General features: G+C 62.7%; 14 protein-coding genes and 1 pseudogene. 7 read left to right on the top strand and 8 right to left on the bottom strand.

Annotated features, from left to right (window positions below; genetic code table 11):
* The 3 genes and pseudogenes from FBY02_RS19895 to FBY02_RS19885 form a co-directional block, all read right to left on the bottom strand.
* Nucleotides 1–10985: pseudogene (locus tag FBY02_RS19895) on the bottom strand (amino acid adenylation domain-containing protein); the annotation flags it as partial.
* 346 nt (nt 10986–11331) lie between these two features.
* Complete coding sequence (locus FBY02_RS19890) at nt 11332–13029, bottom strand: cyclic peptide export ABC transporter (RefSeq protein ID WP_144929923.1); 1698 nt, start codon at nt 13027–13029, stop codon at nt 11332–11334.
* A 34-nt stretch (nt 13030–13063) separates the two neighbouring features.
* On the bottom strand, nt 13064–14125 hold the full coding sequence (locus FBY02_RS19885; protein WP_144929922.1) for a TauD/TfdA family dioxygenase: 1062 nt from the start codon (nt 14123–14125) through the stop codon (nt 13064–13066).
* Nucleotides 14126–14471: 346 nt separating this feature from the next.
* Here FBY02_RS19885 and syrB1 point away from each other — a divergent pair, with 346 nt between their 5' ends.
* From syrB1 to FBY02_RS19870, 3 genes are read left to right on the top strand one after another with little or no spacing between them, the layout of a single operon-like run.
* The gene (gene syrB1, locus FBY02_RS19880) at nt 14472–16316 is read left to right on the top strand and encodes a syringomycin E biosynthesis L-threonine--[L-threonyl-carrier protein] ligase SyrB1 (RefSeq protein WP_144929921.1); all 1845 of its coding nucleotides are present in this window, start codon (nt 14472–14474) and stop codon (nt 16314–16316) included.
* A 17-nt stretch (nt 16317–16333) separates the two neighbouring features.
* Nucleotides 16334–17269 (top strand): syringomycin E biosynthesis L-threonyl-[L-threonyl-carrier protein] 4-chlorinase SyrB2, encoded by a 936-nt coding sequence (gene syrB2, locus FBY02_RS19875; protein ID WP_047701003.1) that lies wholly within the window; start codon nt 16334–16336, stop codon nt 17267–17269.
* A 59-nt stretch (nt 17270–17328) separates the two neighbouring features.
* Nucleotides 17329–18540 carry an alpha/beta fold hydrolase gene (locus tag FBY02_RS19870; RefSeq protein ID WP_144929920.1) on the top strand — a complete coding sequence of 404 codons (1212 nt, stop codon included), beginning with the start codon at nt 17329–17331 and terminating at the stop codon, nt 18538–18540.
* Between the two features lie 254 nt (nt 18541–18794).
* On the opposite strand, the gene FBY02_RS19865 is transcribed toward FBY02_RS19870, so the two are convergent.
* A complete protein-coding gene (locus FBY02_RS19865; protein WP_047701000.1) occupies nt 18795–19136 on the bottom strand; it encodes a carboxymuconolactone decarboxylase family protein in 342 nt (113 codons plus the stop codon).
* 108 nt (nt 19137–19244) lie between these two features.
* On the opposite strand from FBY02_RS19865, the gene FBY02_RS19860 reads away from it, so the two are divergent.
* Nucleotides 19245–20150: an AraC family transcriptional regulator gene (locus FBY02_RS19860; RefSeq protein WP_144929919.1), complete on the top strand. Its 906-nt coding sequence runs from the start codon at nt 19245–19247 to the stop codon at nt 20148–20150.
* A 47-nt stretch (nt 20151–20197) separates the two neighbouring features.
* A complete protein-coding gene (locus FBY02_RS19855; protein ID WP_144929918.1) occupies nt 20198–20869 on the top strand; it encodes a hypothetical protein in 672 nt (223 codons plus the stop codon).
* 126 nt (nt 20870–20995) lie between these two features.
* On the opposite strand, the gene FBY02_RS19850 is transcribed toward FBY02_RS19855, so the two are convergent.
* Nucleotides 20996–21421, bottom strand: coding sequence for an N-acetyltransferase (locus tag FBY02_RS19850; protein WP_144929917.1), 426 nt, complete (start codon nt 21419–21421; stop codon nt 20996–20998).
* Between the two features lie 199 nt (nt 21422–21620).
* On the opposite strand from FBY02_RS19850, the gene FBY02_RS28830 reads away from it, so the two are divergent.
* Both FBY02_RS28830 and FBY02_RS19845 read left to right on the top strand, forming a co-directional pair.
* Nucleotides 21621–21980, top strand: a complete 360-nt coding sequence (locus tag FBY02_RS28830; protein WP_371921431.1) for an MCP four helix bundle domain-containing protein — start codon at nt 21621–21623, stop codon at nt 21978–21980.
* Nucleotides 21981–21986: 6 nt separating this feature from the next.
* The gene (locus FBY02_RS19845) at nt 21987–23246 is read left to right on the top strand and encodes a methyl-accepting chemotaxis protein (RefSeq protein WP_371921430.1); all 1260 of its coding nucleotides are present in this window, start codon (nt 21987–21989) and stop codon (nt 23244–23246) included.
* 155 nt (nt 23247–23401) lie between these two features.
* Here the strand turns inward: FBY02_RS19845 and FBY02_RS19840 are convergent, their stop codons facing one another.
* The 3 genes from FBY02_RS19840 to FBY02_RS19830 form a co-directional block, all read right to left on the bottom strand.
* Entirely contained in the window at nt 23402–24013 is a 612-nt protein-coding gene (locus tag FBY02_RS19840) for an aspartyl/asparaginyl beta-hydroxylase domain-containing protein (RefSeq protein ID WP_144929916.1), read from the bottom strand.
* Nucleotides 24014–24130: 117 nt separating this feature from the next.
* Nucleotides 24131–25501, bottom strand: a complete 1371-nt coding sequence (locus tag FBY02_RS19835; protein WP_144929915.1) for an MFS transporter — start codon at nt 25499–25501, stop codon at nt 24131–24133.
* A complete protein-coding gene (locus FBY02_RS19830; protein WP_144929914.1) occupies nt 25498–26502 on the bottom strand; it encodes a cupin-like domain-containing protein in 1005 nt (334 codons plus the stop codon). The genes FBY02_RS19835 and FBY02_RS19830 overlap by 4 nt, the downstream gene beginning before the upstream one ends.
* Between the last annotated feature and the right edge of the window lie 59 nt (nt 26503–26561).

Below are 26561 nucleotides of genomic sequence, written 5' to 3'. Positions count from 1 at the left end.
CGCGGCGCGCCAATCCCGCTCACCGCCTGGACGGTGAGGCTGAAATCTTCGCCAAGATCGTCCACCGAGAGCATCAGCGGGTAGTTGGTCCGCTCCTCGCCACCCAATGCCTCGATACCTTGCCAGGCTGACGACCCTTGCAATGCGAGGGGCTCCGCCATCGAATGGCGGTAATTGAGCAGCGCACTGAACAACGGCGTCGGTGCGACCACGCCACTGCAACGCTGGGCCAAGGCCAGGGAAGCGTGCTCGTGCCCCAGTAACCCGGTCAGCCGCGCATGTGTCGCCAACACGCCATCGCGCACGCTCCGCGCGCTCACCTGCACACCCAGCGGCAAAGTATTGATGAACATACCCAGCGCTCGGTCGGCGCCCTCGCCCCCTTGCATCCGGCCCATCAGCACGGTGCCGAACACCACGTCTTCGCGACCCGATACCCGGCCCAGCACCAGGGCCCAGGCCAAGTGATGCAGACTGGCCGCGCTCACACCCAACCGACGGGCCTGACTGCGCAGACGACGGCTCAGATCGATAGCCACCTCTTGCCTGGCCTCCTCGACATCGCTGCCGTCGCCACGGACATCCTGCAACCCGAATGGCAAGGTGGGTTCGTCGATGGCACCCAGCATGTCGTGGAAGAACGCTTCGTGTTCTTCACGGCTCACACCCAGGCGGGCCTGGGCCACATAGTTGCGATACGGCACCGCAGCGCCCAACTGCCCGGCCTGCCCGAGCAAGTGCGCCTGCATCTCCTGGCGCACCACTTCCAGCGCCGTGTGGTCGAGGGCCATATGGTGGAACAGCAGGGTCGCGACCCAGCGCTGGTGACTTGCATCCTGGGCAAAACGGATGCACATCAACGGCGCCTGGCGGATATCCAGGTGCTGCCGGGCGTTCAACTGAACAGCAATGTCGCCGTTCTCATCCCGCAACAACACCTGCTCGACGCCCAGCGACGCCTTGCGCCAGACCACTTGCACCGGCTCGTCCAGCCCTTCCCAGGCCATGGCCGTGCGCAGGATGTCGTGGCGATCGATCACGCCTTGCAGGGCCTGGGTGAAATCGTCCAGACGCTCGCGGTTGTCGAAGGCGAACTGCGCTTGCAGCACGTAGGGGTCGCCCTGTTCGGCCGCCAGGTGGTGATAGAGAATCCCCTCCTGCAACGGCGCCAGCGGGTAGATGTCCTGCACATTGGCCGCGCCGCCCGGCACGGTCGCGACGATGCGGTCGATGGCGTCCTGGGTCAACGTCACCAACGGCAGCATGTCGGGGGTGATGCGTTGGCAGTCCGACGCAATCAGATTGGCCGGAACGTTCACCGCGTTGCCGGCATCGTCGCCGACAGCCGCTGCCAGCGCGGCCAGGGTCGGTTGGCTGAACAGCACGCGCACGTCGGCACTCAGGCCGACCTGACGCATCCGTTCGATCAGGCTGACAGCCAGCAACGAGTGGCCGCCGAGTTCGAAGAAGTGATCATGACGTCCCACTTGTTGCAGACCCAGCAGGTCCTGCCAGATCTGCGCCAGGACGGTTTCGGTCTCGCCTTGCGGGGCTTCGTAGCCACGGGTGATCAGTGCATCGTGTTCCGGAGCCGGCAAGGCCTTGCGGTCGAGCTTGCCATTGGGGGTCAACGGCATGGCGTCGAGCCGCACGTAAGCCACCGGCACCATGTATTCCGGCAACTGCCCTTGCAGGTGACTGCGCAAGGCTTCGATGTCCGCTGTTTCGTTCACCGGCGTGAAATAGGCCACCAGGCGTTTGTCGCCGGGTACGTCCTCGCGGGCCAGCACCACCGCTTCTTTTACCGATTCATGCCGGGCAAGCCGGGCTTCGATCTCGCCCAGTTCGATACGGAAACCGCGGATCTTCACCTGGTCGTCGTTACGGCCCAGGTATTCGATATTGCCGTCCGGCAGGTAGCGGCCCAGGTCGCCGGTCTTGTACATCCGGGCGTTCGATTCGCTGCTGAACGGGTCCTTGAGGAAACGCTCGGCGGTCAGGTCATCGCGGTTCAGGTAACCCCGCGCGACACCGGCACCACCGATGTAGATTTCCCCTGGGACGCCCAGCGGTACTGGCTGTTTGTGTTCATCCAGCAGGTAGAACTGGGTGTTGGCGACCGGCTTACCGATGTGCGCGGCAAAGCCGTCCTCACGGGCCATCGACACCCAACTCGAATAGGTCGTGGTTTCCGAAGGACCATAGAGGTTGCACAGGCGTTTGACCTGAGTCTGCTCGAACAGCGCCTCCACCAGACTGCGCTTGAGCGCTTCACCAGCCACGTTCACCCTGTCCACGCCCTCGCCCAGCCCGCCGGATTCCAACAGCGCCTTGAGCGCCGACGGCACAGTGTTGATCAAGGTGATGTCGTGCTCGCCGTGTTGCAGTTCCAGCACATTAGTGACGACTTCGATGCTGCCGCCTGACGTCAACGGTGCGAAGCATTCGTACACGGCCAGGTCGAAGTTCAACGAGGTCGAGAACAGCGTCTTCGACAGGGTTTGCGCATCGAACGACTGATGTGCCCAAGTCAGGAAGTTCACCGTGTTGCGGTGTTCGATCATCACGCCCTTAGGCAGCCCGGTGGAACCTGACGTGTAGATCACGTAGGCCAGATGCGCCGAAGTCAGCTCGGCTACCTGCGGATTCGAGACGGACTCGTCCTGCCAGAGCCCGCTACCCAAATCAATCACCGGCATCGAAGCTCCGGCCAACAACCCGAGAGTCGCCGTCTGCGCCAACACCACCGCCGGCGCACTGTCTTCCAGCATGTAGGCAATCCGATCCGCCGGATAGGCCGGATCCAACGGCACGTAACCGCCACCCGCCTTGAGGATCGCCAGCAACCCGACCACCATGTCGAGCCCACGCTCGACACAGATCGCCACCCGAGAGTCCGGCCGCACACCCTGCCCGCGCAGGTAGTGCGCCAACTGGTTGGCCCGCTCGTTCAGTTCGCCATAGTTCAGACGCTGATCGCCATGCAGCACCGCCAGTGCATCCGGCGTGCGCCGCACCTGCTCCTCGAACAACCCATGAACGGTCTGTTCCAGAGGGAAATGGGCTGCGGTGTTGTTGAAGTCCTGCAACACCTGCCTGCGCTCGTTTACAGACAGGATTTCCAGATCGTTGATCGCGGATTCCGGCGCACGTTCCAGTGCCTCCACCAGGCTCGCCAGGGCCGTCTGCATGTAGGCGCCGACCTGGCGGGCATCGACCCCGCCGGCCGTCTGCACGCTCAGCAGGAAGCCTTCGCCCTGATCGTCCACCGACAACATGCACGGATAGTTGGTCCGCTCCATGACCTCCAACACCTGGGTACCGGCCCAACGCTCGACACTGTCGCCTTCCTGGAGCGGACTGTGCCGATAGTTCAGCAAGGCACTGAACAGCGGCAGCGAAGCCGGCACGCCACTGCAACGCTGGGCCAGGGCCAGCGAGGCATGTTCGTGCCCCAACAGGGCCGTCAGGCGCGCGTGGATCGCCTTGACCCCGGCGCGTACGCCCTGCCCACCCACATCGACGCGCAACGGCAAGGTATTGATGAACATGCCCAAGGCGCGGTCCGCGCCCTCGCCACTTTGCATGCGGCCCAGCAACACGGTGCCGAAGACCACGTCTTCACGGCCGGACACGCGCCCCAGTACCCTTGCCCACGCCAGGTGATGCAAGGCTGCCGCGCTCACGCCGAGTTGACGCGCCTGCTGCCGCAGGCGCCGGCAAAGATCCGGATCAAGATTCAGCTTGACCTCTTCGACGCCCCGACCATCTCCCTGGACCTCCCGCAGGCCGAACGGCAGCGTCGGCTCGTCGACATCCGCGAGCATGTCGCGGAAGAAGCGCTCATGCTGCTCACGCGACACGCCCAGCAGGGTTTGCGCCACGTAATGACGGTAAGGCATGGCCGCTTCCAGGCGGTCGCCCTCGCCATTGAGGAACGCCAGCATTTCCTCCTGCATCACGTCCAGCGCGGTGTGGTCCAGGGCGATGTGGTGGAACAGTAAAACAGCGATCCAGCGCTGGTGCACACTGTCCCAGGCACAGGCCAGACGCATCAGTGGCGCCTTGTCGAGGTCCATCCGGCAACGGCGAGGATCGAACATCCCTTGCAGTTGCGCCGCGATATCGCCCCTGGCCGGATCGAGGGCCTGCTCTTCGAGCATCAACCGGCACTGGCGCAGAACCACCTGCAACGGCGTCTCGAGGCCTTCGCGCAGCAGCGCGGTCCTCAGGATGTCGTGCCGGTCGATCACGGCCTGCAACGCTGCGACGAAGCCGTCGAGTTGCGCGCGGCTGTCCATGGCGAAAGTGGCTTGCAGCAGATAGGGATCGCCTTCTTCGGCGGCGATGTGGTGGTAGAGAATGCCCTCCTGCAACGGCGCCAGCGGGTAGATGTCCTGGACATTGCCGACACCGCCCGGCACACCGGCGACGATCCGGTCGAGGGTATCCTGGTCCAGCTTCACCAGCGGCAGCATCGACGGGGTGATCCGTTCGCAGCCGGCAACAATGCCGTTGGCCGGTACGCTCAGCTCGGCACGACTGCCCACTGCCGCTGCCAGGGCGGCCAAGGTCGGCTGGCCGAACAGCACCCGCACATCGGCGCTCAGCCCCGCCTTGCGCATCAACTCGATCAGTTTCACCGCCAGCAGCGAATGCCCGCCCAGCTCGAAGAAATGATCGTGCCGCCCCACCTGCCCGACACCGAGCACGTCAGCCCACAACCCCGCCAGCGTGGTTTCCACCTCGCCCAATGGCGCTTCATATGCACGGCTGGCGAAAGCGTCCGCCTCCGGGACCGGCAGCGCGCGGCGGTCGAGTTTGCCGTTGGGCGACAAGGGCAGTTTTTCCAGGCGCACGTAGGCCGCCGGCACCATGTAGTCCGGCAGCAACGCCTGCAAATGCGCACGCAATGCGTCGGCCTCCGGTGCCGCATCCGTCACCTGGGCGGTGATGTAGGCCACCAGGCGTTTCTCGCCGGGTTGGTCTTCACGGGCCACGACGGCCGCTTCCTTGACTCCGCCATGCTGGCAAAGCCGGGACTCGATCTCACCCAGCTCGACACGGAAGCCACGGATCTTGATCTGATCGTCGTTGCGTCCCAGGTACTCGATATGCCCGTTGGGCAAGTAGCGGCCCAGGTCTCCGGTCTTGTACAGGCGCGCCTGCTCATCGGCCGCGAACGGATCGCGGACGAAGCGCTCGGCGGTCAAGTCAGCGCGGTTCAGGTAGCCATGGGCAACGCAGATGCCGCCGATGTGGATCTCGCCGGCGACACCGACCGGAACCGGTTGCTGCTGTGGGTCCAGCAGGTAGATACGGGTGTTGGCCACCGGCTGCCCGATGGCGGGCAGCGTCGGCCAGGCGGCGACATCGTCCGGCAGCGTCAGGGCGGTGGTGACGTGGGATTCGGTCGGCCCATAGTGGTTGTGCAGGCGGCAGCCATCCAGGCGCTCGAACAACGCACGGATCTGTGGCGTGATGCGCAACTGTTCGCCAGCGGTGATGACATCCTTCAAGTCGCAGGTCAGCGGCGTGTCTTCACGCTCGCCGGCGACCGCTTCGGCCAGGGCCTGCAGGGCGATGCACGGCAGGTACAGGCGTTCGATGCGCTGTTGGCAGATATGCTCGAACAGGCGATGGAAATTCAGGCGGATGTCGGCGTGGATCAGCGACAGCTCGCCGCCGGCACACAAGGTGCTGAAGACTTCCTGGAACGCCACGTCGAAACCGAGTGCGGCAAACTGCAAGGTGCGCGCAACGGCACGCCCCTGCTGTGCGGCTTGCTCGATTTGCCACTGCATCAGGTTGACCAGGGCCCGATGCGGCATGGCCACGCCCTTGGGCTGGCCGGTGGAGCCCGAGGTATAGATGACATACGCCAGGCTGTCGGGGTTCAGGCCGCTCGCCTGGGCATCCGGGTTGGTGGACGGCTGCCGGTCGATGCCGGCGGCGTCGCGATCCTCACTGTCGAGCAGCAAGGCCGGAACACCCGCCGCAGGGAAGCGTTCCTGCAGGCTGCGCTGGGTCAGCAGCACCTTCGGTGCGCTGTCTTCCAGCATGTAGACCAGGCGCTCGGCCGGGTAAGCCGGATCCAGCGGCACATAGCCGGCCCCGGCCTTGAGGATACCCACCAGCCCCGCAACCATTTCCAGGCTGCGCTCCACGCAGATCGCCACCCGGTCGTCGGCACGGATACCCCACTCGATCAAACGATGGGCGATCTGGTTGGACAGCCGGTTCAGTTCACCGTAGCTCAGGCTCTGCCCCTGATACGTCAGCGCAACGGCCTCAGGCTGAGCTTCGGCGTGGGCCTCGAACAGTTGATGGATCAGCAGCCCCGACGGGTACACCGCATCGAAGTCATTGAAGTCGCGCAGCAACTGCTGGCGTTCGTTGGCAGGGACAAAGGCCAGCGTGTGCAGCGGGGTATCGCCATCCCGGTCGAGGGCATCGGCCAATGCTTCGAGTACGGTGTGCACGTAGCCACATACCCGCTGCGCGCCGATCCCGGCCACGGTTTGCACGGTCAATCCAAACGAATCACCGAGGTCATCCACCGACAGCGACAGCGGGTAGTTGGTCCGTTCTTCGCCGCCGAGGATTTCCGCGCCGGCCCAGATTCTGGCCTGGCCCGCATCCTCGCCCGCCTGTGCCGCCACGGCGGTCTGCCGATAGTTCATCAGCGCACTGAACAGCGGCGCCGGCGCCGCAACGCCACTGCACCGCTGTGCCAACGACAACGGCGCGTGTTCGTGGCCCAGCAGCGCCGCCAGGCGGCCATGGGTCGCCTGCAACGCCGCCAGTATCCCCTGGTTCCCCGCCTCGACCCGCAACGGCAGGGTGTTGACGAACATGCCCAAGGCATGTCCGGCCTCCTGCCCGCTGTGCAACCGGCCCATCAATACGGTGCCGAACACCACGTCCTGACGATTGGACAAGCGCCCCACCACCTGGCCCCAGGCCAAGTGGTGCAGGCTGGCGGTACTGACCCCCAGGCGTCGGGCCTGGGCACGTAGGCGCCGGGCAAGTCCGACCTCCAGCGACAGCGTCGCCTCTTCGATGCCGCTGCCGTCGCCCTGCACATCCTGCAGGCCCAATGGCAGCGTCGGCTCGTCCACGTCACCGAGCATCTCGCTGAAAAACGCCTCGTGTTGCTCGGGATGATTGTCCAGGCGGACCTGAGCCACATAGTTGCGATAAGGCACCGACACCGGCAGCTCCGCCGCGCGACCTTGCAGGTGCGCATCGATTTCCTTGCCCAGCATGCCGAGTGAGGTCGCGTCATCGATCAGGTGATGGAACAGCAACACCGCCACCCAACTATCGCTGACAATATCTTCGGCAAAGTGAATACGCATCATCGGCGCCTGACGCAGATCGAAGCGGGTATGGCGCGGATCGAAACGGACCTGCAACTGGCCGGAGATGTCGCCATCGGCCGGGTCCAGGGCCAGCTCTTCGACCATCAGGCGCGCCTCGCGCCAGACCACCTGCACCGGTTCGCCGAGCCCTTCCCACGCCACCGAGGTGCGCAGGATGTCGTGCCGGGCGATGACCGCCTGCAAGGCCTGCCCGAAGGCTTCCAGCTGTTCCCGAGTGCCGAAGCGTAACAGGGCCTGCAACAGGTACGGATCGCCTTCGCTGGTCGCCAGGTGGTGATAGAGAATGCCTTCCTGCAACGGCACCAAACCGTAGATATCCTGCACATTGTCCGCGCCGCCCGGTACGGTTGCGACAATGCGATCGATTTCACCCTGGGTCAGGGTCACCAGGGGCAGCATATCCGGGATAATGCGCTCGACATCCCGGGGAATCCGATTCTCCGGCACCACCACACCGCCGCTGGTGCTCGTGGCAGCGGCCAGGGTCTGCAGCGTCGGCTGGCCGAACAGCACGCCCACGTCGGCGTTCAAGTCCAACTGGCGCATGCGCTCGATCAGCTTGACCGCCAGCAGCGAGTGGCCGCCCAGCTCGAAGAAACGGTCGTGACGCCCCACCTGCTCGACGCCCAGCAGCTCGGCCCACAACGCGGCCAGGGTGATTTCCACCTGACCCACCGGCGCTTCATAGCTACGACGGGCAAACGCCTGCGAATCGGGAGCCGGCAGCGCCTTGCGGTCGAGCTTGCCGTTGGTGGTCAGCGGGAAGGCGTCGAGCATCACGAAGGCACTCGGCACCATGTAGTCCGCCAGCGAGACCAGCAGCTCGCTGCGCAACTCGCCCGCAGACACGCAGGCGCCATCTTCGGCAAGCACATAGGCCACCAGCCGCTTGTTCCCCGGCTCGTCTTCCCGGGCGATCACCACCGCCTCGCGCACTTTTGCGCAGGCCGTCAGCCTCGCTTCGATTTCACCCAGTTCGATACGGAAACCGCGGATTTTCACCTGTTCATCGTTGCGCCCCAGGTATTGCAGTTCGCCGTTGTGCAGCCAGCGACCAAGGTCGCCGGTACGGTACATCCGTGCGTTCGCACCGGTGTCGAACGGATCGGGCAGGAACCGCGTTTCATTGAGCTCCGGCCGGTTCAGGTAGCCTCGCGCCACACCGGCGCCCCCTACGTACAACTCGCCCTCCACGCCCTTGGGCACCGGCTTGCCGTACTTGTCCAGCAGGTACAGGCGCAAATCGGGAATCCGCTTGCCGATCGGGCTGACACCGATCAACTGGGCGTCGGCCGCTTGCAGCGCACGATAGGTCACATGCACCGTGGTTTCGGTGATGCCATACATGTTCACCAGTTGCGTGCCGGCATTGATTTCCCGGGCGTACCACGGTTTGAGGATGCCGGTTTCCAGGGCTTCGCCACCGAAAATCACCTGGCGCAGGCTGTGCTTCAGCTCGCTTTCGCCCTGCGCCGCGATCAACTGGCGGAACGCGCTTGGCGTCTGGTTCAACACCGTGACGCCCGCCTCGCACAACAGCGCATAGCAATCCTGCGGCGAGCGGCTGACCAGTTGCGGCACCACCAGCAGGCGACCGCCGTGGGTCAGCGCACCCCAGATTTCCCAGACCGAGAAGTCGAAAGCGAAGGAATGGAACAGCGCCCACACGTCCTGTGGGCCGAAGTCGAACCAGGATTGCGTGGCCGAGAACAGCCGCGCGACGTTGCGGTGCTCGACCATCACGCCTTTGGGCAGGCCGGTCGAGCCCGAGGTGTAGATCACATAGGCCAGGTGATGGGACGCCAGGGTACCGATATTCGGATCGTGCCGTGGCTGCTCGGCAAACCCCGCGGCTTCTGGCTGATCGAGCAGCAGCACCGGGACGGCCGGCGCAGGCACCTGGTCTTGCAGCGCTGCTTGGGTCAGCAATGCCACCGGCGAGCTGTCTTCGAGCATGAAGGCCAGGCGGTCCAGGGGATAGGCCGGATCCAGCGGCACATAACCGGCGCCGGACTTCAGGATACCCAACAGGCCAACGATCATGTCCAGGCCGCGTTCGACGCAGATGGCCACCCGGTCATCCGGGAACACACCCAGGGCCAGCAGCCGATGGGCGACCTGGTTCGCCCGGGTATTCAGTTCGCCGTAGGTCAGGGTCTGTCCTTCATGGATCACCGCCACCGCGCTCGGCTGTGCGGCGGCCCGCGCTTCGAACAAGCCATGGATCGTGCGGTCGTGCTCATACCGCTGCGCATCGCTCACGTTCCAGGCCTGGAGCAGACGGGCTTCAGCCGGTGTCGGCAGGACAAAGTCCCGGATCGGCAGCGTATCGTCGCCCAGTCCCTGCTCCAACACGTGGACGAAGCGCTCGGCCATCGCCTCGATTTCATCGGCCTGCAGGAATGCCTGGTTGTAGATCCAGTGCACCCAGGCATTTTTCTCGTTGGGGTTGGTCCGGAAATGGATCGCCAGCGGCATCTGTTCCTGGCCGTTGGAACTCTTCACCGAATAGGCCGTGGCATCGCCGAACCGGTATAGATAGTTCTCTTCCTCGTAGGAGAACGACACATCGAACAGCTGCGCACGATTGTCACGCCGCAGCTCCAGAGAGCGATGAATGTCGCTTAGAGGGAACCGTTGGTAGCGATAGTCCTGCTTGAGCGCGCGCGCCACCTCCTGGATCAGCTCGCCGAACGACAGGTCATCGGCGAATCTCAGGCGCATGGCACTGACCTGGGTGAACAACCCCACGGTCTGCTTGAAGGTCGGATTGGAGCGATTGAGGATCGGCAGGCCCACCACCAGCTCGTCACGCTGGGTCGTGCGAACAAAGTACACGTACAACGTCGCCAGCAGCACCGGGAAACGCGAGACCTGATGGGTCAGCGCCAGGGCATCGATCCGCTCGTTCAGCATCTGTGGGAACGGCGTCATGGCATGGGCGCTGGGCACCACGGGCTCGACGTAGCGATCACGGTAACGGGCGGTGAACAATGGGTCCGGCACATCATCCCGGTATTTGTCGAGCCAGTAGGCCTGGTCCCGCTGGAAACGGTCCGAGTCGTGGTAACGGGCATCATCCTCGATGAACCTGGCATAGGACGGTGCCGACAGGTCGGGCTCGCGGTTTTCCTCCAGCGCGTTGTACAGGTCACTGAGGGACGCGAGCATCAGGTTGATGCCCCAGCCGTCCTGGATAATGTGGTGCAGGTTGACGACGAAATAGAACGAAGCGTCGTTGAGCTTGATCAGGTAGAAGCGAAACAGCGGCCCTTTTTCGAGCTCAAATGCCACTTCCAGCCCCTGTTGCACCCAGGTCTGGGTCGCGGTCTGCGGTTCGGGGCGATTGGAGAAGTCGATCAGCGGGACCCGCACCTCCAGCGACTCGACCAGGGTCTGCATGGGCACGCCGTCGCCACCGACGTCGCAGTGCAGGACCGTGCGCAAGGCATCGTGCTTGCGAACCAACAGTTCGACTGCCTGCTGGATACGATCAGGGTCGACGACGCCCTGGATATGAAGGTAGCCACCCATGGTGTACAAGGGCGAGTCGCCCTTGGTCATCTGGTCCAGCCAGATATCCCGCTGGGACGCCGTCAGCGGATAGGTTGCTGCAAGCTCCAGGGACTGGTTCATACCCGGCCTCCTGTCACTTGCACGCCGGCAGGCTCTGGATTCCGGCTGGTCAAGCGCCCCATGGCGACAACATCACCCACAGCAAAGAAAAATGTCATACGTTCCTTCTCAGATATTTGTCAGTGCTGCCCGGGGCAAACGCAACAGGGCACGCCTGGAGTTAATGATGCAGATCCGCACAGACAGCCGGCGCCACCCGGCAGAGTTCCACTGCTGTCGGGTGCGGGTTGGTGTCAGGCGTCGTTCACAGGTTGGCAGGGGTGTTGTCGCTACAACATCGCCAGCCGGACGGTGCAGTCAGAACAGCCATTCAGGCGCGCTTGTCGCGAATGGCGCAGTTGATATCGGAGACGATGTGCCCGTCCGCCAGCTTGATGATCCGGTCAGCCAGCTGGAAGTACTGGTCGTCATGGGTAATGATCAGCACCGTCTTGCCGCGCCGCTTGAGGTCGGGCAGCAGCTCCTCGTAGAAGAACTTCTTGAACGGCGGGTCCTGGTCGGCGGCCCATTCGTCGAGCACGTAGACCGGCCGGTCCTCCATATAGGCACACACCAGGGCCAGGCGTTTCTGCTGGCCATAGGACAAAGCCTTCAGCGTCGAATAGCCGTGCCCTTCGATCTTGATCTTGTCGGCCAGCCCGAGGGTTTCCAGGTACTTGTTCGCCAGGTCCGGGCTGCCCTCCTCTTCGTCGGGACCGATCAGGCGGTTGAACAGATGGAAGTCCGAGAACACCGCGGAAAACAGATCGCGGTAGTCACTGCGGCTCTCGTCGGTAATCGTCAAGCCGTCGAGCAGCACCTCGCCGCTTTGCGGGATGTAGAGCCCGCATAACACCTTGGCCAGGGTGCTCTTGCCGCAACCGTTGCCGCCCACGATGTAGATCAATTCACCCGCCTGTACCGTCAGGTCGATGGGGCCCAGGGAGAAACCGCTTCCGGCATGCGGGTCCTGATAATGCATCCGCACGCCCTTCAACTCGATGCTGTCCCAGGTCTTCTTGTGCTCGAGCAGATGCACCTTCGGCGCTTCCACCGCAACGGGCTCGGGATGTGGATCGTTGATCGCGAAACCGAATTCCGCGAGCCGGGTACAGGCGACCCGACCCGCCGCCAGCACCGGCATCGCCCCCACCAGCAGCGAAAGCGGCCCCATGATGTAGAGCACCGCCAGCACGCTGGCGGTCATCACCTTGGGATCGACCGTGCTGACCAGCGGCGCGGCGAACAGCAGGCAGCCAATCAGCAGTGACAGGGTGAACTGGCCCACGTTATCGGCGGCGGTGTACCACAGGCGTTCGACGAAGTTGTAGCGCGCCACCCGGGTCGAAGACGCCTCGATGGCGGAACGGCCGAACCAGCGACGACGGATGCCGTTGAGCTTGAGTTCCTTGAGGCCGAACACCAGGGCATGGGTATATTCGTTGAACGCGGTGAACTCGTCCCGAACCCGATTGGTGGACCTCACGCCGCTGGCGAAGAAGAACAGGTACAAGCCCACGCCCAGGACCATCAGCGAAACCGTCAAGGCCAGGACCACCCACGACAGGTACGCCAGGTAGGCGATACCGAACAGGAAGACCGTGGTTTCCACCAGCACCGTGGGCATGACGATCAGCGTCGTGTTCAGCTGCGGGATGTCGTTGGTCAGCATGGTCAGCACGTTGGGCGGGCCGCGCCGGTCCACCTCTTCCAGCGGCGTGGCGAGGATCTTGCGACACAGTGCGATGCGCAACCGGGTCATGATCCGCATGCTGGCGTAGGCCGGAAACAGTGCGGCACCGTTGCGCAGGATCAGCGCTACGGCACTGAGCCCGACAAACCAGTACAACGCCTGCATGCGATCGCCTTCGTTATGGATGGCCTGGTTGATCACACTCACCACCGCGATGGACGCGACCCCGCTGATGACACCACAAATCAAGGTGAAGAACGTCAGCCAGGGGTGGTTGCGCCACAGCAGGCGCATGACCGAACCCGGCTTGGGTTTCTTCTCTTTCTGGTTTTTCATGGGTTGCTATCCTCGAATGAACTCGCGATATGGCTCAGGCCGGCTGCCAGACGTCGTCCCGGGCGGTCATCTCGCCCATCGCCACGACAATCAGGCGCGGTTCCTCGTAAGGATCGCGAGCATGGGCGGCCAGCATGTTGTCGAGCATGACCACGTCGCCCTTGCGCCAGTCGAACCTGACGGCGCAGGCCTCATAGGCGTCGCCGACCAGGGTCATGACCTCGTCTTCAATCGGTGTTCCGTCGCCGTAACTGACCATGCGCGGCAAACGGTCGGCGCCGAACATGTCGAGCAGGTCTTCGCGCATTTCTTCACCGAGGCAGAACGGATGGTGCAACTGCACCTGGTTGAAAAACGCCGCCTCGCCGGTCTGCGGATGACGGATCACCGCCGGGCACAGGGTGCGCACTTGCAGGCTGTCACCGTCGAGCCATTCGAAATCGGTGCCCTGCTCACGGCAGCGCCGTTCGACTTCGCCACGATCGGTGGTACCGAAGAACGATTCCCAGCTCGGCTCGACGCCGGCGGTGAAGGTGCGGCTGTACGTCAGCCCCTTTTGTTCGAAGCGGGCCACCACCTCGGCAGGCAGGTGCCGTAGCACTTGCCGGATGTCCGCCAGCGGCGTCGCGCCGCCGACCCGGGAAGGCTGTTCGCAATAGAACCATTGCTTGCGTGGCCAGCTTTCCAGGTGCGAGCTCTCGTTGTGGTAGAGGATCATTTCCCGCTCGGGATAAGGCGTGGAGCGGTAGACGTTACGTCCGCCCTCCTTCTTCGGCAGGTCGCCGTAACTGCCATGCAAGCCGGGAGACAAGGCTTCGGCAAATGCTTCGAAAGCCGCCACCGAGGCGAGGTCGAAACCACGAAACAGCACCGCGCCATGACGGCACAACAAGGCCTCGATGGCCTCGCGATGAGTGGCGGCCCATGCCGATGGATCCAGACCAGGGGCGATCGCTTCGATCACCACCGGCAGGCTCAGGCCATCGGCCAGCAGCGACAATCGGACCTGCCCATCGACTGGCTGACCGGGCCAGGAAAGCGAATCCGCCGTCCCGTCATCGCTCATCACGGGCGAAGCGTTAGTTTGAAGACTCATGCATCACTCCTGAACCACGGATCCGCGGATCCACGTCTACGGGGCAAAACCAATGCGCCCCACTGTCGGGCAAGGATAAAAACACTGATCCACGGTGATGTCTGGCACCGCAAACCGGGACAGACCCGACACACCCGGTTACACCGTCGCAGTCGACGTTCATCCCAAAGCGCTTTGTCCCCATTTCCCGCGACAGACGCCGGCACGAAGTCGGTGCTGAAATGCGGCAGCTGCGAATCGCACAGGCGCATTAAACGATCCCGTGGGCCGCAGTGACGTCTCGAGTGCAACGGTTTTCGCAAATGCGCAAATACGCTGCACCTGGCAATCAACAGGAGCGTTAGTCATGCCGATTAAGAACACTGGCGGATCGGTCAACCCCGCGCCAGCCCCTCTCACGCCCGGTGCATTCCTGCATGAAATCTTCACTGCCCGGGCCCGTGAATTTCCCGAGCGAACGGCCGTCTCCGACGCCACCCGGGCGCTGAGCTACGCGCAACTCGACGCGGCCTCGTCGCAACTGGCCGCCCGTCTTCGCCAGGAAGGCGTCAAGGACGGCATGCTGGTCGGGATGTGCCTGACACGCAGCGTCGACCTGGTCATCAGCCTGCTGGGCATCCTCAAGGCCGGCGGCGCCTACGTCCCGGTCGACCCGCAATACCCGGGCAAGCGCGTCGAACACATCGTGCGCGACAGCGGCCTGAGCCTGATCATCGGCGCACCCGCCGAGCTGGCGCAGAGCGCGTCCGTGCGCGCCCTGCCCCTGGCCGATCTGTTGGCCGGCCCAGCGCTGGAACCGATTGCCGAGGTCGACCGCCGCAACCCCGACCAGGCACCGGCCTACGTCATCTACACCTCCGGCTCCACCGGCGAACCCAAGGGTGTGCTGGTCGCCCACGGCAACGTCAGTCGCCTGTTGGAAAGCACCCAGCGTGAATATGCTTTCAACGAGCACGACGTCTGGTCGATGTTCCACTCCATCGGCTTCGACTTCTCGGTCTGGGAAATCTGGGGCGCGCTGGCCCACGGCGGCCAGGTCGCCGTGGTGCCTTACGATGTATCGCGCTCGCCAACCGCCACCCGGCAATGGCTGGTCGACCGCGGCGTGACTGTCTTGAGCCAGACCCCATCGGCCTTCCGTGGCCTCGATGAGGCTGACCGCCAGGCCAAGACGCCACTGGCGCTGCGCTACGTGGTATTCGGCGGTGAGGCCCTGCCGGCCACCGTGCTGCGGCCATGGGTCGAACGCCACGGCGACCAGAAGCCTGCATTGATCAACATGTACGGCATCACCGAAGCCACGGTGCACACGACCTTCAAGCGCGTGCTGGGTCAGGACCTGGAAAGCGCCGCCATGGTATCGATCGGTGCCCCACTGGATGGCTGGCGCCTGAACCTGCTCGATGCCGACCGGCAACCCGTGCCCCAGGGCACCGCCGGTGAGCTGTACATCGAAGGCGCCGGCGTGGCGCTGGGTTACCTGAACCGCCCGGCCCTGAACAGCGAGCGCTTCGTGCAACTGCCGGGAACTTCGAACCGCGCCTATCGCACCGGCGATCTGGTGGTGCTGGGCGATGACGGTGAGTACCGCTACGCCGGGCGTTGCGATGAGCAACTGAAGATCCGCGGTTTCCGCATCGAACCCGGCGAGGTCGAAGCCTGCCTGCAGAGCAGCCCCGCCGTGGCCACCGCTCATGTGACCGGTCACGATTACGGCGACGGCGACTGGCGCCTGGTTGGCTACGTGGTACCGGCCCAGGGCGTGGATGCCTGGACCGAACAGGTCCGCGGCGAAGTCGCCGCACTGGTGGCCGCCAACCTGCCGGACTACATGCGTCCTTCGGCCTACATACCCCTGGCGCAGCTGCCGGTCACCGATCACGGCAAGATCGACAAGCAACGCCTGCCCTCTCCCGAATCCGTAGAAGCCACCGTGCAACACACGGCCGACGGCCTTACCGAACAGGAGCAGTTCGTGCTCAAGGTCTGGTCGCAGGACATCGGCCTGAAGAACATTGGCCTGAACGATGACTTCTTCGATTTCGGTGGTACCTCCCTGGCACTGATTCGCTCCCTGAGCACCTTCAAGGCCCACTACAAGGTCAACCTCGACCCCGGTGTGCTGGCCAACGGTGCAACCGCCAAGGTATTGGCCGACTGCATCCAGCGCTCCCTTGTCCAAGCCCATTGACCGAAAAGGAACAGCCCATGAGCAAGAAATTCGCCTTGACCCCGGAAGAACGCGCGTCCTTCGAGAAGAACGGTTTTATCGGTCCTTTCGACGCCTATACCCCCGAAGAAATGAAAGAAGCCTGGAAACGCACCCGCCTGCGCCTGCTCGATCGCAGCGCCGCGGCCTACCAGGACCTGGATGCGATTTCCGCCGGCACCAACATTGCCAACTATGATCGCCACCTGGATGACGAATTCCTCGCCAGCCACATCTGCCGTCCGCAAATCTGCGACCGCGTCGAAAGCATCCTCGGCCCGGATGTACTGTGCTGGCGCACCGAGTTCTTCCCCAAATACCCGGGCGACGAAGGCACCGACTGGCACCAGGCCGACACCTTCGCCAACGCCTCGGGCAAGCCGCAGATCCTGTGGCCGGAGAACGAAGACTTCGGCGGCACCATCACCGTCTGGACCGCGTTCACCGACGCCAACATCGCCAATGGTTGCCTGCAATTCATTCCCGGCACCCAGAACAGCATGAACTACGACGAAACCAAGCGCATGGCCTACGATCCCGAAGCCAACAACAGCACGGTGGTCAAGGATGGCGTGCGCCGCGGCTTCTTCGGCTACGACTATCGCCAGTTGCAGATCGACGAGAACTTCAAGCCTGACGAATCCGCCGCCGTACCGATGCAGATGAAGGCCGGCCAGTTCATCATTTTCTGGTCGACCCTGATGCACGCCTCCTACCCCCACAGCGGCGAGTCCCAGGACATGCGCATGGGCTTCGCCTCGCGCTATGTGCCGTCCTTCGTGAAGATCTATCCGGACTCCGACCACATCGAGGAATACGGCGGTCGCATCAGCCTTGAAAAATACGGCGCGGTCCAGGTGATCGGGGACAAGACCCCGGAATACAACCGCCTTGTCACCCATACCACCCGAGGCAAGAAATTCGAAGCGGTCTGATTTTTCAGTGCCATAAGACAGTGGCATGCGCAACGTGCCTGACAGGAGTCCCCCAATCCATGACTATTTCCACCGACGCAGCAACGCGCCTGTGCGAGACCGTGAGGATGCTTAGGCACCTTGCCATCCATCTGCCCGGTCCCATTTGCCTGAGCTTTCTCGCTCAGGCAAATGAGCCGCCCATCGACCAGGCCTCCCCCAGCGTGAGAGCCACGGAACGGGCGGTGAGCGCCACCTTTGCACGCATCGGCGTCAAAGCCGTGCAGTACTTGCACGATGGCGAGGCGCAGCTGTCTTCCTTCGAGATGTTTATCAGCAAGAAAATCTGCCAGGCGCTGGATTTCTCCTATGACCACTTCGACGAGTTCGAAAGCGTCAGGGAATTCGGGCGCCTGGTCAGACACTTCGATTTCAGTGGTTCGGTGCCCGAGGTCGAGACCGTGCACCTGATCACCCGCGACAACGTTGCGTTGTCGGTGCATGCCAGCACCGATCAGAACCGCCCGGCTATCGTCCTGGCATTGCCCTGCGGCATGCCGTTCGACCTGTGTCGCGACTGGTTCAATGCCCTGAGCGAGCGATTCTTCGTGGTCACCTGGGAAACCCGGGGGCTGTTCGGTTCCTGCACCTCGTTCGACCAACTCTCCGTGGACACCGATGCCCAGGTCGGCGACCTGATCAACGTGATGAACCACTACGAGCTGCCCAATGCGCACTTGATGGGGATTTGCGGCGGCGCGGTGATCGCGTTGAGCGCGGCCGCCATCCACCCTGAGCGGGTGAACTCCCTGAGCCTGTGGCACGGCGACTACAACCTGGGCGACAACAGCCTGCGCACCGCCCATCAGCAGAATTTCGAATGGCTGATGGAATCGGCCGCCGTCGACCGCAACGAAGCCAGCGACTTGCAAGCGTTGTTCCTGGACCAGGCGACACTGGCGACCATCCCGGATTCGATCGCCCATGCGGCGCTCTACCCCTACGTCAACGAAGAACTGTTCTACCGTTATGCGCGGCTTAACGATGCATTGAACAAGACCGAGCTGCAGTCACGGCTGGAACAGATCAGCGTGCCGACCCTGGTGGTCGCCGGCGACGCCGACGAAACCACCCACATCGGCGGCTCCCAGCGCATTGCCGAGTCCATCAGCGATGCACTGCTGCACGTGGAGAGCAACGGCAGCCACCTGGCGTTCTTCGAATCGACCCACCGTTCGAAACAGACCGCCTTCCGCTTCCTTGAATCGACCCTGGAGTCGGTGGCTGTCTGAGCTGCAAGACAGGGGCCTGTCCTGATGCAAGCTTTGCTCCCACAGGTTTTGCACCGCTAACTGGCATCAGGCTCTGCCCGCCTTTGGACTCATGGCCTGAGCACGGTGCCAACCATTGAGGTCGGCGCTCGGTGGTCGGACATGCATTGTGCTCAAGGCGTGCTGACCAGGCTCCGACTCTTGCCATCTCTCGCAGGCATTGAAAAGCCCCGATACCGCACGGTACCGAGGCCAGGCGCCTGCACCGACAGGCGCTATTTTTTCAGCGAGTCATACGCCTCCAGGGTGCGTAACGAATAGATGTAGGCAGCGCCCGCGTTGAGCGAGACTGCGGTTGCCAACGTAGCCGCCACCTCTTCGCGGCTCGCTCCAGCCTTGATCGCCGCGTCCGCGTGAACGGCGATGCATCCGTCACAACGGGTGGTGACTGCGACGGCAATCGAAATCAACTCTCGGGTTTTCGCATCCAGTACCTCGTTTTCCGCGGAGGCCTCGCCAAGGGCCATGTAAGCCTTGACCATCTTAGGGTTGCTCCTTCCGAGCGCACCGAAAGCCTTCTGAATGGTGGGTAGCAGTTCGGACCAGTTATTGAACATCGCATGACTCCTGAGCAAGTTGGTGTACTGTTTCGACAGGCTCAGTTTCCCTCCAGGGCGTGATTCGGTTTTGTCCGATCCGCTCAGATTTTTATGCGAAGCACTCAAATGAATTCGATCGATAAACTCATTAGCTTGGCCAACGTGCGGGGCAGCGTGGATCTGCGGTGTCAGTTCCAAGGCGACTGGGCACTCGATCACCAGCAGGAAGCCTTGGGGAAAGCGCCCTATCACATTGTCCTGGCGGGAGAATGCCGGGTCGAACTTCCAGACGGCCAGCGCCTGCCAATGCGAGCGGGAGACATCCTGCTCCTGCCCCGTGGGGCACCGCACCTGCTGCATGGCATCGGCAAAACGGCCAAGCCGGGTACCCCGCGGCTGGTTCCCGGTGGAACTCTGCCGCTTTACCGCATCGGCCGCGGGAGCACGGACCTGGACATGCTTTGCGGGACCTTCCACTACAATCGCGCTTCCCTGTTGTTCAGCGCCCTCCCCGAACACCTCGTGATACCCAGTGCAGCTCTCCCTGCAAGCGCACCCTTGCCGGCACTGGTCGACATGTTGCGAGGTGAAGCCGATAACGAGCAGGTCGGCGCACACTTTTTACTCGATGCCTTGTCCCAGGCGCTGTTCACCTTGATCCTGCGCGCTCACCTCGCAAGCCACGGCCAACACACCGGCACCCTGGCCCTGTTGGCCGATAAGCGCCTGGGCCGAGCCTGGCAGTCGATGCTGGCGGAGCCGGGCCATGAATGGACAGTGGACGCGCTGGCCGAGATTGCGAGCATGTCCCGTGCAACATTCATGCGGGCTTTCGTGCGGGTCGCCGGCGTTTCGCCTTGGGTCTTGTTGACGCAGGTTCGAATGGAACTGGCTTTCAGCCTGCTGAGCCATTCGCACCTGGGATTGACTGACATTGCCTCCCAGGTGGGGTATCAATCCCAGGCGGCTTTCAGCAAGAAGTTCAAGGAGGTATATGGTAAGGCGCCGGGGCGGGTGCGGCGTGGGATGTAATTGATCGCCTGGGTACAACGCTACATTAATAATGCGCAGGAGCAGCAATGACGGAACAGTCAAAAGGAATCGGGCTAGTCGACGACCTCGACTCGCCTGAGGCACTGGGTTTTACCGCCTGGGCTCGTGTATGGACGGAGCTTGGGGTCAGATGCGCGTCGCAAGAGACGCACGAAAAACTCATTCGGCACTACGACGAGCCACACCGCGCATACCACAACCGCCAGCACCTGGCTGAGTGCCTCCGGGTGCGTCGACTCCTCAACGCGGCCTGCCAGACCCCCGCCGAAATCGACCTCGCGCTGTGGTTCCACGACGCGATCTACGACCCCCTGCGCAGCGACAACGAACTGCGCAGCGCCCAATGGCTGGATGAGGTGGCAAGTGATAGCGGCCTGGGCGACGAAACGCGCCGCAGGCTTTACGACCTGGTCATGGTGACCCGACACGACAGCGCCCCGCAGTCGCTAGACGAGGCGGTGTTGGTGGACACGGATCTGGCGATCCTTGGTGCATCGTTCGAGCGGTTCGAGGAGTATGACCAACAAATCCGCCGCGAGTACCTGCACGTGCCGATGTCTATATATCGCCGAAAGCGACGCCAGATCCTGGAGGGCTTTCTAGCGCGCGGCCGCATTTACACAACCGCACCCTATTTCGACGCGTTCGAACAGCAGGCACGTGTAAATCTTACACGCGCCATCGATCGTCTCGATTGAGACCGGATCGGCGCAGCGGCATCGTTGCCGACTTCCATGTGCATCGGTTGCACACCGCCCCCGGTAAGAACAGCCCGTTGCAGTGGGCAGACTTGAAAACTACCACGGCACCGGTTTGTTCCACTGTCAGCACAACCGCTTCTGGTAATAGAACCGGGCATGCCCCGGCGGATAATTCACAAGGCGTCCAAATTCGGAATAACCCAGTTTTTGATAGAACTCCGGCGCCTGAAAGCTGAAAGTCTCCAGCCAGATGCCGACGCAATGCTTTTCCTTTGCCACGTCTTCTGCCATGCGCATCAGTCGTTCGCCGATACCCTGACCGCGCATCGACTCGGGAACACTGACAAGATCGATGAGCAGCCACCGATAAGAAATCTTTCCATACAGCCCCCCAATGACTTCATCGCTACCCGGGGCTCGTAGCAACAGGGCGAAGGTTTCGTGGGCATCGTCCCCACCATTGGCCAGGTTATGGGCCAGCAGCGGGTTCAATATTCCCAACCGCTCTGATTCGGTCACATTTTCTGAAAGTTGAATTTGCAAGGACATGCGCTCTCCCTGAGCGATAAGCAAGCGGGTCAGTAAGGTAGCTCATTTCTGCCGGACAGAAGGCTCGGGCTATCTGATCATTCTCAAAAAAACCACAAACAGCTCACAGAATTTTCATCCGCTCTGGCCAACCCTGTAATGGCTGGCAAAGAGCCAGCTCTCGAAAGGCGTTACGTGGTTAGCCACACCGGAGCCAAACATGAATCTCAGATCGCTCAATATCGCACGCAGAGCTGCATTCTGCTTCGGTGTCATCACTTTGCTTTTGATCGGGCTGGGAGCCTTCTCCTACGTTCAAGTCGGCGAGTTGCGTTCCGCAGAACAAAACATAGAAGAAAAATCACTGCCTAGCATCCAAGTGGTCGATGACATCCAGATTGCGCTTCTGCACGCACGCCTCGAGAGCATCAGGATGCTGGGCAGCACCGATCCTTCAGTCAAAAGCGCGTCGCAAGCCAAAGTACGGAAAGCCATGGAGACCCTGCAGTCTCGCAGCGAATACTATCGGCAGAATCTGATTACAAGCGATAAGGACCGCGCGCAGCTCGATGACGCTTAAGCCGCGATGAACACCTACATCGATGGATTGAAGCAAGTCATCGCAATGGACGCTTCCGACCATGACAAGGCCGCTGCCTTCGCCAACTCCGAACAGGCCAACCGCGCCACTGCCTATCAGGAAAAACTCACGCTCATGCGCGAGCTGAACGCAAAAGAGACGGAGCAGTCAGGCGCCATTGCAACGGCAGTGTATGACCATAGCGTCAACGTCCTGATGATTGTTGTAGTCGTCGCGCTGATCCTCACGGTCTTCCTCGCTATCGCCTTGACCCGCAGCATCGTCGATCCGATCAACACCTCGCTGAAGCTGGCTGAAGACATTGCCGAAGGCGATCTGACCCGGCAGCTTGAGGTTACCGGGAAAGACGAAGCCTCCCGCCTGATGCAGGCGCTCAACATCATGTCGCAGAAACTGCGGCGAACGGTTCTGGAGATTTCCGGTGCGTCTACGCAACTGAGCACTGCCGCCGTCGAAATGACGTCCATCACTGAAAGCGCCGACCGGACATTGCAGCAACAGAACAGCGAAATCGAGCAAGCCGCCACTGCAGTCAACGAGATGAGCGCGGCCGTTGAGGAAGTGGCTCGCAACGCTACGTCTACCTCCCAGGCAGCCCAACAGTCGAGCCTGTCGGCAGACCTGGGCAATGAACGTGTCACTGAAACCCTGGCAGCCATGCGTAACCTGACGAGCCTGGTGGAAGGTTCATCCGCACAAGTGCTGGCGCTGGCGGGCCAAGCCCAGGACATCAGCAAAGTGTTGGGCGTCATCAGGGGCATTGCCGAGCAGACCAATCTCCTGGCATTGAATGCCGCCATCGAGGCGGCTCGGGCAGGCGAGCAAGGTCGAGGCTTTGTAGTGGTTGCCGACGAAGTGCGCGCCTTGGCGCACCGTACGCAAACCTCCACCCAGGAAATCGAACAGATGATCGCGGCGATCCAGGCGGGCTCTTCTGCCACGGTGGAATCAATGCACAAAAGCACCCAGGAGGTGCATAGCACCCGGAAAACCGCAGAAGGCGCCGGGCAGTCCTTGCAACAAATCACCCATGCCGTACTGGAGATAAACGAACGCAACCTGCAGATCGCAACAGCATCCGAGCAACAGGCGCATGTGGCACGCGATGTGGATCGAAGCCTGGTCAGCATTCACGACTTGGCGGTGCAGAGCAGCGAGGGAACCCGTCAAACGCTGATTGCCAGCAACGAGCTGTCGCAACTTGCGGTGAACCTGAACAATCTGGTGCTGCGGTTCAGGACGTAACGGCCCTGCTGTCTTTTCTGAAAGCCCCTGATGCCAGGACGAGACTCTCCCTCTCAAGGGAGAGCCCACCCGCGATGACGTCGGTTCAGCCGACGATGAGGTCGGCTGCCCCACATCCTCTACGAACAGGCTGCCCCCGCCCCACCAGGTACACCTCACGCCGCCATGTGCTTCTCGCGATAGAACTCAAGATAAAGCACGGTGCGATGAGCCCGGGAAGCGTTGACGGCGAAGTGGTCGAGGGAGCCGTCGAAGATCACCAGGTTGCCGTTGGTGCTCTGGTTGAAGCTGCCATTGACGTTGAGATAGGCGTAGTTCTGGGTGGTCGGGGCATCAATGGTCAGTTGCATGTGCAACAGGCCTTCTTCCCAAGTGCCGGTATGCGAATGGGTGCCGAGGAAAACGTTGGGCTCCATGCGCAGCAACGCGCAGAGCTTGATCCCGGGGATCTTGCTCAGCAGGTCGATGGTCCCGGGCATGGCGGCGCGGGCATAGGGGATCGGGGTGTCATAGGCGACCAGGCCGTATTGGGTCCATTCCGGCATGACGTCCATGTCGTCACCCCAGCCCCAGAGCCAGCCATACTCACCGCCGGCCTCCATGTGCGCGGCCACTTCATCGACGATCTCGGTGATCGACTTGCCCACGCGGTTGATGGTCAGGGTCGGTGCATCGAGAGCCAGGAACTCCTCGCGGATTATTTCCCAGTTGTCGGCAAGGTTCTTGAGGTGCGGAAAACGGCTGGAATCATAAAACGACGGGCGCATAGGAGCTCCTTTTGTTGAGGGTTGTCGATTCCGATGGCGACGAGGGGCACAGCGGACCAGCCTGGGAAGGTTGACCCAGCGGGCCCGGCCTGTCTGTCACGGGAATCCGGTACAGCGTCACAGCGGGTCGACCTGCGGGCCGTCGACCATCCGTGCCATGGCCATCGGCGTGGGCGCCTCGTCCAGGCGACGCATCGGTCCGTAGAGCAGGACGCTCAGCGGCAGCAGCGCGAACAACGCCCCGGCGACCACAAATAGCATCCCCACCCCACGCCCCGGGCCTGTCCCCAGCCACCGTCCGATCGAATCGGCGTACAGGCCGCCGGGCATCAACGCCGGCTGGAACCAATGGTCGACCAGGAAGCCGCCGACGATGACGGCCAGGCTGGTGGCGGCAATGGTCAGCATGCTGATCAAGGCAAACACACTGGCGCGGCTGCCGGCGGGGATCCTGCGCATCCACAGTGCGTTCACGCTGGCATCGGCGATGCTCGCCATGGTGATCGCGACGAAGGCCAGGGCGCAGTAGGCCACGGCCTGCGAAACCATCCCCAGGGCAACGACACACCCCGCCAGCAACAGGTCGGCCACCGCCACCATCGCCATCAACCGGCGCGGATTGCCCATGGAAATCAACAGCCCCGCACCGGCCAGGCCGCCCAGGGCCGCCCAGGTATAGGCCATGCCCAGTACCTGGCTGCCCAGGGTCGACAACAGCAACGGCGTCATCATCAGCGTCGCCAGGGCCAACAGCGCGCTGCGCATCATGGTGTACACCAGCAGCCCGGCCATCAGGCGCTCGGCGACGAAGAACTTCAGCGCCGCGGCGACATTGCCCAGGGCGCCGCCGAACACCGTACCCTTGGCTATCGCGTCGTGGTGGGCCGCCAGCGGCCGCACATGGGAAAACGCCTTGATCACCAACAGGGTGCCGGAGCAGAACGTCACCAGATCCACGGCCAGGATCGTCACCAGCCCGGCCTTCGCCATGATCGCCCCCGCCAAAAGAGGCGCCACCAAGGCCGAAGCGTTCTTGCTGATGCTGATCAATCCCGAGGCGCGGGTGAATTTATCCGGGGCGACAATCGTGCTGACGGCCGCCTGGTACGCCGGCTTGCGGAAGGCGCTGACAATCGACGCCAGGCAATTGAAGATGTACAGGTGCAACGGCTCCAGCCGCTCGAACCAGAGCAACGCCATGACGCCCAGCAACAGCACCGCAAGGCTGACATCGCAACAGACAATGATGACCCGGTGACTGATACGGTCCGCCAACCCTCCCGCCAGCGGCAGGAACAGCACCGCCGGCAAGGTGGCCGCCAGCACCACGTTGGCGAACGCCACCGCCGAGCCGGTGTGGGTGTACACCCACACGCCGAGGGCGAACTCCATCAGCGCCGTGCCGATGACCGCCAGAGACTCGCCGCACCAGAGGAAATAGAAACCCCGCCCCAGATCGAAGCCCCGGCGGTCGCCCACCAGGCTCATGTGCGCACATCGCGGGACGTGGCCACATCGACCAGCTTGCTCATCAGTCGATAGACCATGGAATACGCCACCGCGCCGAGCACTAGCGGCGCATAGCGGGAAAACAGATAGGTGCGCAACACCCGTCTGGCGATGGGCGAGCTGATGTTGCCGCTGACATGCAGAGGCGTCGGGAACGTGGCCGCGACCGTGGCGCCGAATGCATCGTCCATCGACTGGACCGCATGCCACCAGTAGACCGGGATGTACAACGCATCCCCCGGCTCCACCACCGTGCGCAGGGCACGCAGGTCCAGCGTTCCGGGGAAACGCCCGGTATCGATGTCGTACAGGTAGCCCGCTTCTTCGATCACCGGTCGCAACGCCCGCCAACTCTTCTCGTCCGGCGGCAGCAGCAGGACCTCCTTGGCCCCCACCACCTGGGCCATGAACGTCTCGTCGGTGACATGGAAGTGCCAATCGGTGTAGGAGTTGCGATACAGGAAACTGCGATGGGGAGGATAGGCCCGGGTCTTGCCTAACTGAGGCATGAACGGCAGGCCACCGACGTCCTCCTTCAACCGCTCGATGGCCGAACCTTCGGAGAAACGGCAACTGTCGGCCACTAGCGGCGAGTCGCCCTCCCCCAGGCTGTCGAGAAACTCATGGAACGGCATGTCCCGGTAGACCGTGTTCGCATACTCGGTCAGCTCCGCCTTGACCTTGGGATTGGACCAGCCGATGACCTCCGAGACGATCTGCGAGCGGACCACCACGTTACTGTTGTGGGAGTGAGCCTTGAGGTAGTCCAGGCGATTCCACTTGTGGAAGGCCGGCCAGTGCCGCACGGCATTCTTGATCAGGCAAGGCCGGTTGCGATTGACGTAGCGGCGGGTGAAATCCTCTTTGGAAATCGCCAGCGCATCGATCACTTCGACCGCCCCTGCCTGCGGGTGGTTGGGAAAACGGGACAGGCTCCAGAACTTGGAAACCGGACGTTCCGATTCGGCGGTCAGTGGCATGTTCAACCCTCGCAAACTCACTCAGGGTCGTTGGTATAACAGACTCGCGCGACCACGCC

This window comes from Pseudomonas sp. SJZ078, assembly GCF_007828255.1.
Classification (GTDB): Bacteria; Pseudomonadota; Gammaproteobacteria; order Pseudomonadales; family Pseudomonadaceae; genus Aquipseudomonas.
Note: the sequence above shows the minus strand (reverse complement) of the source record. Positions and strands in the feature narration are given on the sequence as shown.